The sequence below is a fragment of the Grimontia sp. THUN1695 genome (assembly GCF_059704325.2).
On sequence record NZ_AP046576.1, the window covers coordinates 37,961 to 50,855 of the forward strand.

Annotated in this window: 13 protein-coding genes; 10 read left to right on the forward strand and 3 right to left on the reverse strand. The window is 49.7% G+C overall.

Annotated features, from left to right (window positions below):
* The first annotated feature begins 91 nt into the window (after positions 1-91).
* The 3 genes from AC6IB1_RS00185 to rodA all read left to right on the forward strand — a co-directional run bounded on the left by AC6IB1_RS00185 (position 92) and on the right by rodA (position 2,387).
* Positions 92-466 carry a hypothetical protein gene (locus tag AC6IB1_RS00185; RefSeq protein ID WP_497566395.1) on the forward strand — a complete coding sequence of 125 codons (375 nt, stop codon included), beginning with the start codon at positions 92-94 and terminating at the stop codon, positions 464-466.
* A 48-nt stretch (positions 467-514) separates the two neighbouring features.
* Positions 515-1,192, forward strand: a complete 678-nt coding sequence (locus AC6IB1_RS00190) for a DedA family protein (protein WP_497566396.1) — start codon at positions 515-517, stop codon at positions 1,190-1,192.
* Positions 1,193-1,268: 76 nt separating this feature from the next.
* Positions 1,269-2,387 carry a rod shape-determining protein RodA gene (gene rodA / locus AC6IB1_RS00195; protein WP_497566397.1) on the forward strand — a complete coding sequence of 373 codons (1,119 nt, stop codon included), beginning with the start codon at positions 1,269-1,271 and terminating at the stop codon, positions 2,385-2,387.
* A 92-nt stretch (positions 2,388-2,479) separates the two neighbouring features.
* Here the strand turns inward: rodA and AC6IB1_RS00200 are convergent, their stop codons facing one another.
* The gene (locus tag AC6IB1_RS00200) at positions 2,480-3,466 is read right to left on the reverse strand and encodes an ABC transporter substrate-binding protein (protein WP_497566398.1); all 987 of its coding nucleotides are present in this window, start codon (positions 3,464-3,466) and stop codon (positions 2,480-2,482) included.
* Between the two features lie 317 nt (positions 3,467-3,783).
* On the opposite strand from AC6IB1_RS00200, the gene AC6IB1_RS00205 reads away from it, so the two are divergent.
* From AC6IB1_RS00205 to AC6IB1_RS00230, 6 genes are all read left to right on the forward strand, one after another.
* Positions 3,784-4,053, forward strand: coding sequence for a hypothetical protein (locus tag AC6IB1_RS00205; protein ID WP_497566399.1), 270 nt, complete (start codon positions 3,784-3,786; stop codon positions 4,051-4,053).
* A 242-nt stretch (positions 4,054-4,295) separates the two neighbouring features.
* Positions 4,296-4,757, forward strand: coding sequence for an Hsp20 family protein (locus AC6IB1_RS00210; RefSeq protein ID WP_005504432.1), 462 nt, complete (start codon positions 4,296-4,298; stop codon positions 4,755-4,757).
* 427 nt (positions 4,758-5,184) lie between these two features.
* Positions 5,185-5,700 (forward strand): formate dehydrogenase subunit gamma, encoded by a 516-nt coding sequence (locus tag AC6IB1_RS00215; RefSeq protein WP_497566400.1) that lies wholly within the window; start codon positions 5,185-5,187, stop codon positions 5,698-5,700.
* Positions 5,697-7,289 carry a formate dehydrogenase beta subunit gene (locus AC6IB1_RS00220; protein ID WP_497566401.1) on the forward strand — a complete coding sequence of 531 codons (1,593 nt, stop codon included), beginning with the start codon at positions 5,697-5,699 and terminating at the stop codon, positions 7,287-7,289. Before AC6IB1_RS00215 ends, AC6IB1_RS00220 begins: the two co-directional genes overlap by 4 nt.
* A 21-nt stretch (positions 7,290-7,310) precedes the next feature.
* The gene (gene fdhF, locus AC6IB1_RS00225) at positions 7,311-10,184 is read left to right on the forward strand and encodes a formate dehydrogenase subunit alpha (RefSeq protein ID WP_497566402.1); all 2,874 of its coding nucleotides are present in this window, start codon (positions 7,311-7,313) and stop codon (positions 10,182-10,184) included.
* 11 nt (positions 10,185-10,195) lie between these two features.
* The gene (locus AC6IB1_RS00230) at positions 10,196-10,438 is read left to right on the forward strand and encodes a formate dehydrogenase subunit delta (RefSeq protein WP_497566403.1); all 243 of its coding nucleotides are present in this window, start codon (positions 10,196-10,198) and stop codon (positions 10,436-10,438) included.
* Positions 10,439-10,489: 51 nt separating this feature from the next.
* On the opposite strand, the gene AC6IB1_RS00235 is transcribed toward AC6IB1_RS00230, so the two are convergent.
* Entirely contained in the window at positions 10,490-10,840 is a 351-nt protein-coding gene (locus AC6IB1_RS00235; protein ID WP_497566404.1) for a hypothetical protein, read from the reverse strand.
* A 72-nt stretch (positions 10,841-10,912) separates the two neighbouring features.
* Positions 10,913-11,635: a YebC/PmpR family DNA-binding transcriptional regulator gene (locus AC6IB1_RS00240; RefSeq protein ID WP_497566405.1), complete on the reverse strand. Its 723-nt coding sequence runs from the start codon at positions 11,633-11,635 to the stop codon at positions 10,913-10,915.
* 327 nt (positions 11,636-11,962) lie between these two features.
* Between AC6IB1_RS00240 and AC6IB1_RS00245 the strand changes: the two genes are divergently transcribed.
* Positions 11,963-12,871, forward strand: coding sequence for an alpha/beta fold hydrolase (locus AC6IB1_RS00245; RefSeq protein ID WP_497566406.1), 909 nt, complete (start codon positions 11,963-11,965; stop codon positions 12,869-12,871).
* The last annotated feature ends 24 nt before the right edge of the window (positions 12,872-12,895 follow it).

Consider the following 12,895-nt stretch of genomic DNA (forward strand, 5'->3'; position numbering starts at 1 on the left):
ATGGCTAACGTCCATTTTGAGCAATAAAAAGGTTGCCTTTTCACTGAGTTTAGCAGTAAATTCTGCCTGAAATTACCCTCGGGAATACACGGTGAACCTGTTGCAAAGGCGTCTTTCCATCTATCTGGTACTGATTGCTGTACTGCTGTTAAGTAGTGCAGTTGGTGCTATTGGTGCGGACGTTGCCGAGCATCATCGCAGTGTATGGAAAAACAGTGGAAACGCATCCCAGGCCAAAGAGGAGTCGTCACTTTTTCGTATTATGGCTCCGCGTTTCTTCCAGTACGAATCGCAGCGTCATAATGGTGATGAAAAAGGCATTTGGGTAACGGCGATTTCGACTAGGGTAACGTTTGCTGTCCTGACTTTAACCACATTAGTGCTGTTGGTTTCAGCCATTATCAATTGTTACTCGACACGCTCAACGCCTCGAAACCTGCAGTACCGATTTATTCATACCCGATAGCGGCGCTTTCTTCATCATGATCTTTTCTTATTGAATGTTGGAGAGAATATGTTTGACGCTATTCAGGAGGTGCTGGTCGCCCTTTGGCATCAGGACTTCAACACACTGCTTTCGCCTGGCAGTGCCACGCTTATCTATATTATTGTTGCTGTTTTAATCAGTCTGGAAAGTGGTTTTTTGCCAGCAGCGCCACTTCCTTGCGACAGCGTTGTTATTCTGGTTGGTACCCTCTCGGCAGTCGGTGTATTGTCTCCCGAAGTGGCGTTCCCGCTGCTTATTGCGTCTGCATCGGTAGGCAGTTGGGCAGCATTTATGCAAGGGCGTTGGTTGAACAAATTACCGACGGTACAGCGCTGGTTGAAAAAAGTGCCTGAGAAAAATATGCAGACGGTGGATGCGCTATTGCGACAGCACGGTTTGGTCGCATTGTTTGCTGCCCGGTTTATTCCAGGTGTACGCTCGATTGTTCCTATGATGATGGGGATCCGTGTTCAAGAAGCGCCACGCTTCCAATATTTTTCTTGGTTAAGTGCGGTTATTTGGGTCTTTTTATTGGCGGGATTTGGATTTGTACTGCCATCTTTGCCCGAAACACTGAGCCGTATAGTGACCATGGGCCTCATGGCGGCACCGCTGGTCACATTGTGCGTTGCGATCCTCACCGCTATCACCTGGCGAATTCGTAAGCAGATGCGTGGCAACAAGCAACATTCTGCTGAAGCCTGATAGCACTTACTTATCTGGCGCGGCCTTTAGGCCGCGCAAAGTCATTTGTTTCGTTTTTTCAATCTGTTGTTTCCCCATGAATGTATTTCGTCCCCGTTTGGACTATCCGCTGTTGATGGCGATTATTGCGCTGATCACCTTCGGTTCAATGAGCGTGTGGAGCGCGAGTGGATATAGTGTACCTATCCTTGAACGCCACTTGGCACGCGCAGGTTTTGCATTATTCGCGTTGTTTTTTTTCTCCCTTATCCCAGCCAAAAAATATAAAACGTATGCGCCCCACCTGTTTGGCATCACCATTATATTGCTACTGGGTGTCCTGTTGGCGGGTGAAACCGTCAATGGCGCAAAACGCTGGTTAGTGTTAGGGCCGGTGCGTTTCCAGCCTTCTGAACTGGTGAAAGTTGCAGTGCCGATGATTGTAGCCTGGCTGGTTGTGCGAGACCCCGGCAGGCCGGGGGTGGCCAAGATTGCACTGTGTGTATTGGTGACTGCATTGCCGGCTGGCATGATCGTGATTCAACCGGATCTGGATGGGGCCATTTTCACTGTTATGTACGCGTTGTTTGTGCTGTTTCTTGCAGGGATGAGTTGGAGGATCATTGGCACAGTATTGGCAGCCGTAGGTGCGGTGCTTCCAGTGATGTGGTTTTTCTTCATGGAAGATTACCAGAAGCAGCGTGTAAACCAGTTCCTTAACCCGGAATCCGATCCCCTTGGCGCAGGTTACCAGATCATCCAATCGTTGATTGCGATTGGTTCTGGTGGTGTGAGTGGTAAGGGCTTTATGCATGCTACACAGGGACAGCTTGGATTTATCCCAGAAAGTCATACTGACTTTATCTTCTCGACGTTTGCCGAAGAGTGGGGCTTTTTGGGGAGCGTAGTCATGATACTGCTGTACCTGTTTATTTCTGGCCGGATCCTGTGGTTGGCAGTGAATACAGCTTCGCCATTTTCACGTTTGGTGAGTGGCGCACTGGCCATGAGTTTCTTCCTGTATGCCTTTATTAACCTTGGCATGGTGAGCGGCTTGTTGCCGGTAATGGGCAGCCCGCTACCCTTTATCAGTTATGGCGGCACGGCGATGATCACCCAAGGTGCCTGTTTTGGCATCATCATGGCGCTTTGTTGTGGCAAGCAGCCAATGGTTGCCACCTGGAGTGCCAGGACCTTTACCCAATCCCCTTCATAAGAAGTGATAACGCGACGGCTTCGTTACCTTAATGCCAGAAAGGTTGCCTGACTGGCATTAAGGTGCGGTGCTGGAATCGCGAGGAACAGAGATTACAGCGCAGCCTTAACCTTTTTGGCCACATCCTCCGGTACCCATTTCATCCACACATGTGGATAGGATTCGAGGAATTCAAATGCCGCAATTTCACCGTCTGCCTGATTCTCTTCCATCCATGCCATCATGGCACTCATGTCTGCATTGGTATATGCACGGTTGCTGATGTATCTATACGCCGCCGGGGATTTGGTAGCGAAGCTCTCTGTGGTGATCGTGTTTACCGCAGACGGTGGGTAAGCTGTGACTTTGGGGTTGATACAGTCGGCTTGGGTAATACAGTTTTCATAGTGTTCAGGATCGGCGTCCACACCAAAATCGACTTTCATCATATCATAACGACCCAGTACAGGTGTGGGTGACCAGTAATACCCAAACCATGCATTTTCCCTGTCATTGGCGCGGGCAATGGAACCTGCCAGCGCGGCACCGGAACCTGGGTCAATCATTTCAAATCCGGCTTCCTCAAGACCCAGGGCATTAAAAAGGTGACCTGCGGTGATTTGGCACGTCCAACCTGCAGGGCAGGTCATAAAGCCGGATTTACTGTCGTCTTCCGGGTGGGGAAACAGATTCGCATTGGCTTTAATGCCTTCAATGGTGGCAAGCTCCGGGTGTTTGTCTATCATGTATTTCGGTATCCAAAAGCCTTCTTCTCCCCCTTCCACAAAGGCTTTACCGGCAAAGCGGAGCTTTTTCTCGTCCACACCTTTTTGTAACATCTCTTTGTGGGAGTTACTCCAGAACTCCGGGGCGATATCCGGCTCGCCTTTTTCAGTCATTGAAACACCGGTTGGCATGGTGTCGCCGGGCACCAGTTCAGCATTGCAGCCGAAGCCATTGGTGAGAATGAACTGATCAACGTGTGCCATCAAGGTAGCGGAGTTCCAGTTCATGTCGGCAAGGGTGACATCACCACACTCATCGGCAAACGTGAAAGGGGAAAGTGCCAGCAGCGCAAGGGGGAAGTAGCGGGATTGCATAGGGAGTGACTCCTTTGGTGACGATGCTCGTCTTCTCATTGTTCCCATACCCCTGTGTTCTCAGGGCTGGGTATGTTATTTCCACGATAGCAAAGTTGTTGGAGCGGATTCGTGTTATTGGGTGATATTCGTGACATTTACACCATTATACGCCCCCTTTTACTGTGGTTTCCGGTAAGTAACCTGTTGGAGCATCTGACTGATGAAGTCGTACTAAAAGAAGGCAGGACGCTACCTGCTGGCATTCTTTATTGTAATGATAACCATTATCATTTATTTTGGTGGTAATGGTTATCACAAACGGTGGGGATGAATGAATGTCAGAGCCAGCCAAGGCAAGGTGTGCGCGGGAGCGATCGGGTTCTGGGGAAAAAGTGCAACTCGAAATCAATGTTCAGGTACTGGAAAGACTGTTTACCAACGGACAGCTTTGTGCAGCCGAATTCAGTTGCCTGAACCCAGCCTCCAAAAAAGCGGTGCAAGCACTTTGCCTCAATACCTGTATGTCACGCTACTGTCGTGAGCAAACTATCGCGTTATCGGTGAGTCCCGATCTGCTGATTGAAAATAAAAACATTACGTATTAACGGCAATGTAAATTCATCATTTAAAACTCTTATCATCGAGCGTAAAAACTTTCATTAAAAAATAATTCAAATATCATCAATCATTTAGTAAATTTTTTGACGTTAATTTAGGGATGCTCTCTTGAAAACAAGCAGGTGACTCTCCAAATATATGAGTGTGAAGGTTGTGGCGATATTCGTGCGACCTTTTACAAAGACATTTACTGAATCTAAATACATATCGCTTCTTTGGAGGATATATGATGAAAACTATCGATTTGACCCCACTGTATCGTAATAGCATCGGTTTTGACCGCTTTGCTTCTTTATTGGATAACGCGTTCCGTGCAGAAAGCGCGACGGCGGGTTACCCTCCGTACAACATTGAATCACTGGAAGACAACAAATACGCTATCACCTTGGCTGTAGCCGGTTTCACTCAAGAAGAACTGAGCATTAATGTAGAACGTGGTGTACTGACCATCCGCGGTGAAAAAGCGAAAACAGAAGGCAAAAACTACCTGTATCAAGGTATCGCAAACCGCACGTTCGAACGTAAGTTCAATCTGGCTGACTACGTTGAAGTAACCGGCGCAGATCTGGAAAACGGCTTGCTGAAAATTAACCTGTTGAAGGTTATTCCAGATGCGATGAAACCAAAGTCTATCGCAATCAACAGTGGCTCTTCTTCTACTATCGAACATAAAGAAGACATTGTTGCTTGATTTGTATCCATAATATTGCGTTAAGTGGAAGGGCTGAGTTGTTCAGCCCTTTTTGCTATCTAACCTCATTTTAATATAGCTGTATTCAAGCAACCTGAATCCTGCATCTTTAGGTTGCTTGGATTTATATGCATTGCCATTCCTATCCCCTTGCATGCACCCGTAGCGATCACGGGTATAAACGGTTAATTACTGCTGGGTAACAATCCCTCTTTCCATGACGGTATAGAAGGCAATCTATTTGTAAAATAATCATTTTTTATCATGCATGACAAGCTGCCAGCGTCGCATTGCGGCCTGATCAGATCTCAATTCGGGAACAGGCGAGTAACTGATTGGCACTACACTTACCATGGCATAACAAAAGCAAGTGTCAGATTGGATGATTGGATAGCAAGATTAGGATAGCGGATAGCAAGGAAAGCCAATGAAACAGCAAGCCCAGCACAGCGCTTTAACGGATCAGGAGCGCGTTGTGGTAGCAGAAGCAATAAATACCCTGAAGACCAAGCCGGGTGCCCTGTTACCCATATTGCATGAAATTCAGCATCGTCTGAGCTATGTCCCTCCCGCTGCAGTGTCAATGATTGCGCGAGGATTGAACCTGTCAAACGCCGATGTGCATGGTGTTATCAGTTTCTACCATGAGTTTCGCAATCATCCGCCCGGTAGCCATGTTATCCAGATTTGCCGTGCAGAATCCTGTCAGTCGATGGGATCGCAGGCATTGGAACGCCATGTGTTTTCCCGGCTTGGCATTGGCTTTCATGAAACCACCAAAGATAACAATTTCACCCTTGAGCCGGTTTATTGTTTGGGCAACTGCATGTATTCCCCTTGTGTCCGGGTGGGTGACGATATTCACGGTGACATGAATGATGACGCGTTTGATAGCCTCGTTGATTCGTTGATCTCCCAAGTGGTTGAGGTGAAGGCGCCATGAGTTATCGTATTTATGTCCCCCTTGATTCTTCGTCTGTTTCCCGAGGGGCCGACAAGGTTGCGGCGCGATTGGCACACAGCGCTGTCACCCATGGCGAATCCCTGACGGTTGTCCGCAATGGCTCCCACGGTCTTTTCTGGCTGGAACCCATGATTGAAGTGGAATCTGCCGGGGGCCGCATCGCATTCGGTCCTGTGTTTGAAGAGGATATTGATGCACTGCTTGACCTGCGTTTTTTTGCGCCGGATGAGGCAGGCAGTGCTGCGTTGGAACATCCCTTGTGTCTTGGTCTGACCACGGAGATTCCCTGGCTGAAGCGCCAGGACAGACTGACGTTTGAACGGGTGGGGGTTGTCGATCCTCTTGATGTTGAAGATTACTGCAGTAAGGGCGGTTTTGACGGACTGAAAAGAGCGCTCACTATGACAACCCAGGAAATGCTGGATGAAGTGAAAGCCTCCGGACTGCGCGGTCGTGGTGGGGCGGCATTCCCTACCGGTATTAAGTGGCAAACTGTGGCAGACCAACCTTCGGGTCAGAAATACGTTATCTGCAATGCTGACGAAGGCGATTCAGGCACTTTTGCTGATCGTATGTTGATGGAAGGCGATCCGCTTACCCTGATTGAAGGCATGATCATCTGTGCGTTGTCTGTCGGTGCTTCTCAGGGCTATGTCTATACCCGATCTGAATATCCCAATGCCTGCAAGATTTTCACTAAAGCCATTGAAAACGCTTATGCCGCCGGCTATCTCGGCCCAGATATTTGCGGCAGCGGCAAGCATTTTGATTTAGAACTGCGGATGGGCGCGGGGGCGTATATTTGTGGCGAGGAAACCTCTTTGATGGAAAGCCTTGAGGGTAAACGGGGTTTGGTCAGGAATAAGCCACCGCTGCCTGCCATTGAGGGACTGTTTGGTAGGCCGACAGTGATCAATAACGTGATCTCTCTGGCGTCAGTACCGATCATTTTCTCGAAAGGGGCGGACCACTATAAAGATTTTGGCCAGGGGCGTTCGCTTGGCACTATGCCGATTCAACTTGCCGGCAACATCAAGCGGCCGGGGCTGTTTGAACTCGCTTTTGGTGTCACTATCCGAGAGCTGCTTTTCGATTTCGGTGGGGGAAGTAAAACCGGCAATCCGCTAAAAGCAGTTCAAATTGGTGGGCCGCTCGGGGCATATATTGCCGAAAAAGACTGGGACACCGGGCTGGATTACGAACACCTTGCAGCGCGTGGTGCCATGTTGGGGCACGGCGGCATTGTCGCTTTTGATGAGCAGACAGACATGAGCCAGATGGCGCGTTTTGCCATGGAATTCTGTGCGTTGGAATCTTGCGGTAAATGTACACCTTGCCGGATTGGTGCAGTACGTGGCGTTGAAGTGATTGATCAATTGTTACGTGCCACTGGCGATGAGAAGTCAGCACATAAAGCCTTGCTTGATGATTTGTGCGAGACGATGGAACAGGGATCCCTTTGCGCCATGGGTGGCATGACCCCCTTCCCGGTGAAAAGTGCGTTGAAACATTTTCCAGACGATTTTGGTTTTGCGTTAGACGCAAAAAATACGGGCGTTGACGGGTGATAGTCCGTCGAGGAGGCAACAATGGTTGAGTTTTATATCCCCCTTGAACAGGGCAACAAAGACGTCGGGACTCCGCCGATGAAAGGTGAGGATCTCAAACCCATCACCCTGACCATTGATGGCTGGTCAGTCACAGTGCCTGAAGGCACCTCGGTAATGCGTGCGTCATCCATGCTGAATATCCAGATCCCCAAACTGTGTGCCACCGATTCGTTGGACGCCTTCGGATCGTGCCGGATGTGCGTGGTGGAGATTGAAGGCATGCGCGGAAAACCGGCAGCCTGCACCACACCCGTTGTGGAAGGTATGGTCGTCACCACACAGAATGAAGCTCTTCGTAAGTTACGACGTAATGTAATGGAGCTGTACATTTCAGACCACCCGTTGGATTGCCTGACCTGTGCCGCCAACGGCGATTGTGAATTGCAAGATATGGCGGGCGCTGTCGGACTTCGTGAGGTGCGTTATGGTGTTGAGGGCAGCAATCACCTTGATCAGGAAAAGGACACCTCCAATCCGTATTTTACGTTTGATACCAGTAAATGCATTGTTTGTTCACGTTGTGTCCGTGCCTGTGACGAAATACAGGGGCAGCATGCTCTGACCGTTGAAAGCCGGGGGTTTGAATCCCGTATTGTGGCGGGTGCAGAATCGTTTATGGCGTCTGAATGTGTGTCTTGCGGCGCTTGTGTTCAGGCTTGCCCAACAGCAGCGCTGATCGAAAACAGTGTGATTGAGCAAGGCACACCGAGTCACTATCGTGTGACGACCTGTGCCTATTGTGGGGTGGGCTGTGCATTTCGTGCCGAGATGCGGGGAGATCAGCTTATCCGGATGGTGCCGCACAAAGAGGGCAAAGCAAACCAGGGACATTCATGCGTGAAAGGCCGTTTTGCCTTTGGCTATGCGACCCATAAAGATCGTGTTACCCGCCCGATGATCCGCGACACCATCAATGAGCCGTGGCGCAAAGTGAGTTGGGATGAGGCGATTGGGTTTGCCGCAGACAAGATCAGGGCGCTCCGGGATAAATATGGGGCGAACGCATTGGGGGGCATTACCTCGTCACGCTGCACCAATGAAGAAACCTATCTGGTGCAGAAGCTGGTTCGCGCTGGGTTTGGCACCAATAACGTCGATACTTGTGCCCGTGTTTGCCATTCTCCAACCGGCTATGGCCTGAAAACCACCTTGGGTGAATCGGCAGGCACCCAAACGTTTGAATCGGTGCAGAAAGCCGATGTGGTTATTGTGATTGGTGCTAATCCAACCGATGGCCACCCGGTGTTTGCTTCCCAGCTTAAACGTCGCCTGAGAAAAGGCGCGAAGTTGATAGTGATTGACCCGCGTGAAATTGATTTGGTCAACGCGCCGCACGTCCGTGCCAAATACCATCTGCAACTGCGTCCCGGTACCAATGTGGCGGTGATGAATGCGCTGGCGCATGTCATTATCAATGAAGGGCTGGAAGCAACAGATTTTATCGCTGAACGTTGCGACACCGAGGCGTATAACAAATGGCGTGATTTTATCGCCCAGCCGCATCACTCGCCGGAAGCGATGGAAAGTGCGACAGGTGTGCCCGCCATATTGATCCGGGAAGCGGCAAGGATGTTCGCGAAAGCACAGAACGGTGCGATTTATTATGGTCTGGGAGTGACAGAGCACAGCCAGGGGAGTTCAGCTGTCATGGCGATTGCCAATCTGGCAATGGTAACAGGCAACATTGGCCGTGAAGGTGTAGGGGTTAACCCGTTGCGTGGACAAAACAACGTACAGGGCAGCTGTGATATGGGCTCTTTTCCGCATGAATTGCCCGGTTACCGTCACGTCTCAGACCCGCAAGTGCGTGTGTTGTTTGAAAGCGAATGGGGCGTGCCGATTGACGAGGAACCCGGGCTTCGTATTCCCAATATGTTTGATGCTGCGATTGCAGGTCGGTTTAAAGGCATGTATGTGCAGGGTGAAGATATTGCCCAATCCGATCCCAATACCCAACATGTTGAGGCGGCATTGTCATCGCTCGAATGCCTGATTGTTCAGGACATCTTCCTGAATGAAACCGCTAAGTTTGCCCATGTGTTCCTTCCGGGAGCCAGCTTTCTTGAAAAAGACGGTACGTTTACCAACGCAGAGCGGCGGATTTCGCCCGTGCGTAAAGTAATGGCTCCTCTTTCCGGCAAAGCCGACTGGGAAGTGACGATAGATTTTGCTAACGCCCTTGGTTATGAGATGCATTATAACCATCCCTCTGAAATCATGGATGAAATTGCCCGATTGACGCCAACATTCCAAGGTGTTAGCTATGAAAAGCTGGATAAACTGGGTTCGATTCAGTGGCCTTGTAACAATATGGCGCCCGAAGGAACACCCACCATGCATATTGGCCGCTTTGTAAAAGGCAAAGGCAGCTTTGTGGTGACCGAATATGTGGCAACCGAAGAGAAAGTGAATAAGCGATTCCCATTGCTGCTGACCACTGGCCGCATATTGACCCAGTACAATGTCGGTGCGCAAACCCGCCGCACTGATAATACACGCTGGCACAAAGAAGATGTGCTGGAAATCCATCCTTTGGATGCAGAAGATCGTGGGATCACAGAAGGCACAGCAGTGCTGATTGCCAGCCGTGCTGGTGAAGTCTCCCTGCCTGCTAAAATCAGCAACCGTATGCAACCGGGCGTGGTTTACACCACCTTCCACCATCCGGTATCCGGCACCAATGTGGTCACCACAGAAAACTCGGACTGGGCAACCAACTGCCCGGAATACAAAGTGACCGCAGTGCAGGTGAAAGTGGCCGTTAACCAAACAAATTGGCAGCGGCGTTTTCGCGAGTTTGACGAGCAGCAACAAGCGCATTTGTCGGCTGCCACCCAAGGTAGTGGGCATTGAGAGGAGTTAGCATGGACGGCGAACACCATCGTAATGAACGGCTTTTTGTGATGGCGAACCAAATCGCAGAAAACCTTGCACATGGCAGGAGTGAACAGGAAACCGTAGAAGACGTTGCGTCACACATCCGCCGCTTCTGGTCCCTTGACATGAAACAAAGCCTGTTTGAGGGGATGGGCAAGGATGTGCTCAATCCCATCGCCGAAAAAGCGACCGAGTTATTGGTAAAAGAGTACCGGCTGAAAGCGGGATAGCGTTGTGAGGCCCAAAGACGCCAGGGTACTTGCCCCAGCGTTTGGGTTAGCTTAGCTGCGTTTGGGCTGCTTGTAAGTGCGGCCTGCAGCGGCATAGGTATCGCGGTTTTTAATGTCGAACTGGGTGTAGAAGAACCAGGCGACAAACACAATCACGTCGTCGCCAACGTTCATAATGTGCTCCACGAACTCTTGTGCTTCACCGTCGTCATTTTCTTCGGTAAATACGTGGTAAACACGGTTTTCACCCTCAACTTCCGCCAGTGCAAACTGCCCGGTCAGCGCATTTGCAGCTTCTGCAACGGCTTCGTTTTCGCATGCTTTCAGCATGTCGAGTGCTTCAGGAAGGTCTGCTTTTTGGCAAAGGGCTTTGACCAGTGTTTCAAATTCTTTCTGTTCCATTATGGCGCCTTTATTCGATCGAAAAGTAAAATGCCCGGCAAAACCGGGCACTTTGAACGCAGATTGAAAGGATCACGCCTCAATTTCTGCGTTGTGATAAACGTTTTGTACGTCGTCACAGTCGTTCAGCATGTCCATGAACTTCTCAAAGACAGCCACGTCGTCGCCGCTGATTGTTGTCATGGTTTGTGGCACGAAAGTGATTTCTTCAACGTCAATGGTAACGTTCGGCATTGACTCTGTCAGTGCACTTTTCAGTTTGAAGAATTCTGTGTGAGGGGCGAAAACTGTGATAACGCCGTCTTCACACTCAATGTCAGTCACATCAACGTCTGCCATGACCAATGCTTCCAGTACGGTTTCTTCGTCGTCACCCGCAAACTGGAAAACAGCCTGGTGCTCAAACATGTGGGCAACAGAGCCAGGGCTGCCGATTTTGGCGTTGGTTTTCACGAAGCACTGACGGACTTCCATATAAGTACGGTTGTTGTTGTCTGTCAGACAGTCAACAATCACAGAGCAACCGCCTGGACCGAAACCTTCGTAGCGCGCAACTTCATAGTTTTCACCACCGCTGCCAGACGCTTTTTCAATCGCTTTTTCAATCACGTGGCTTGGCACCTGATCTTTCTTCGCTTTATCAATGATACGTCTTAGCGAGAGGTTAGAGTCAGGGTCGGTACCACCGTTTTTCGCGATAACGTAGATCTCTTTACCGTACTTAGAGTACAGCTTAACTTTGGCGCCTTGTGTTTTCGCCATTGAAGCTTTACGAACTTCGAAACTGCGTCCCATGGGGAGTCACTCTCTTTGATATGCGTTTATTAAAGTGGCAGCGATTTTATCAATCACCGGTGGTTTATTTCCAGCACTAAAAGCGCTGGACCTCCCGTATTTACTGAGACTGAGCAAGACTTCGTTGTGTTGTTTTATCTGTAACACCCGAAAAAAGCTACCAATTAGTGCGCTCTGGCGTGTCGATGTGGCGGCTTAAACGGAAATACGCTTTTTTTCAGTTTTAGAGTTGAGGAAACCTGAAACACCTCAAATAATTAACATAACCCCATCGCGAGCGGCGCCGGTGTCATGTTCATCTTGGGGATGCAGAGGGAGAGCGGAATCATGTCTGAAATGCTGCACCAGTACCCAGTGATCAATGAACGCGAAATACACGTTCGAGCCTGGAACCCGGAGGGTGGTGAAACGGTGTTCTGTTGGCATGGTTTAGCAAGGAACAGCATCGACTTTATTGAACTGGGGAATGCGCTGGCGTCGAAAGGCTACCGTGTCATTGCACCTGATACCCTGGGGCGTGGGTTATCGCAATGGGCAGAAGAACCGCAAGTAGAATACAGCTATGCCAACTATATTGCGATGGCGCTGAAGTTGATGGATTTTTACTGCTGTGACAAGGTTCATTGGGTCGGCACCAGCATGGGTGGGTTGATTGGTATGTTAATCGCAGCCAGTGATGAGAATGCCGACAAGATTGCAACTCTGGTTTTAAACGACATTGGCCCGGAAGTGCCAGCCGATGCCCTGGAGCGAATCGTCAGTTATGTGCAGACCCCCGTTTCTTTCAAACGGTATAATGAGATTAGCCAATACCTGCAAAGCCTCTATCAGCCCTTTGGTCCCCATACTTGCCAGCAATGGCATACCATGATTTCTGCATCGGTCCGCAGACTTGGCAATGGTGATTACACGACGCATTATGACCCCGATATTCTTGCGCAATACGATCCTGATACCCCGCCAATTAACCTATGGCGGCAGTTTAGCCGCCTTGATATTCCGTTAATGCTGATGCATGGATTGCACTCTGATGTGCTGACAAAGGGCATCGTTAAAAAGATGCGAGAAATGCAACCGGACATGGCGGTGAATTATTATCTTGGCTGCGGCCATGCGCCTAATCTCTTCTATCCGTCATATCGCCATGATGTCGAGCAGTTTATTGAGCAACATCCACTGGCACCACTATCCAGTCCAACAAAATACGGGTTGATCTGCCGCGAGCCCATGAATTAAAGCGGTATCGCTTAAACGGACAAA